Origin of the sequence: Kitasatospora sp. NPDC001539 (assembly GCF_040298565.1) — a bacterium.
Taxonomy (GTDB): Bacteria; Actinomycetota; Actinomycetes; order Streptomycetales; family Streptomycetaceae; genus Kitasatospora.
Genome location: NZ_JBEPAK010000502.1, coordinates 1 through 1,031, shown reverse-complemented (window position 1 = coordinate 1,031; position 1,031 = coordinate 1). Strand labels below are relative to the sequence as shown.

Annotated in this window: 1 rRNA gene; it reads right to left on the bottom strand. The window is 56.1% G+C overall.

Annotated elements, in window-relative coordinates:
- Positions 1–2 precede the first annotated feature (2 nt).
- Positions 3–1,031: ribosomal RNA gene (locus tag ABT247_RS33575) — 23S ribosomal RNA — on the bottom strand; the annotation flags it as partial.

Genomic DNA, 1,031 nt, shown 5'->3' with positions numbered 1-1,031 from the left:
CTGAGGACAAGCCCTCGGCCTATTAGTACCGGTCAACTCCACCCCTCACAGGGCTTCCATATCCGGCCTATCAACCCAGTCGTCTACTGGGAGCCTTACCCTCTCAAGGAGGTGGGAGTGCTCATCTCGAAGCAGGCTTCCCGCTTAGATGCTTTCAGCGGTTATCCCTCCCGAACGTAGCCAACCAGCCATGCCCTTGGCAGGACAACTGGCACACCAGAGGTTCGTCCGTCCCGGTCCTCTCGTACTAGGGACAGCCCTTCTCAACACTCCTACGCGCACAGCGGATAGGGACCGAACTGTCTCACGACGTTCTAAACCCAGCTCGCGTACCGCTTTAATGGGCGAACAGCCCAACCCTTGGGACCTACTCCAGCCCCAGGATGCGACGAGCCGACATCGAGGTGCCAAACCATCCCGTCGATATGGACTCTTGGGGAAGATCAGCCTGTTATCCCCGGGGTACCTTTTATCCGTTGAGCGACGGCGCTTCCACAAGCCACCGCCGGATCACTAGTCCCTACTTTCGTACCTGCTCGACCCGTCAGTCTCACAGTCAAGCTCCCTTGTGCACTTACACTCAACACCTGATTGCCAACCAGGCTGAGGGAACCTTTGGGCGCCTCCGTTACCCTTTAGGAGGCAACCGCCCCAGTTAAACTACCCACCAGACACTGTCCCTGATCCGGATCACGGACCCAGGTTAGACATCCAGCACGACCAGAGTGGTATTTCAACGACGACTCCACAACAACTGGCGTTGCCGCTTCACAGTCTCCCACCTATCCTACACAAGCCGAACCGAACACCAATATCAAGCTATAGTAAAGGTCCCGGGGTCTTTCCGTCCTGCTGCGCGAAACGAGCATCTTTACTCGTAATGCAATTTCACCGGGCCTATGGTTGAGACAGTCGAGAAGTCGTTACGCCATTCGTGCAGGTCGGAACTTACCCGACAAGGAATTTCGCTACCTTAGGATGGTTATAGTTACCACCGCCGTTTACTGGCGCTTAAGTTCTCAGCTTCGCCC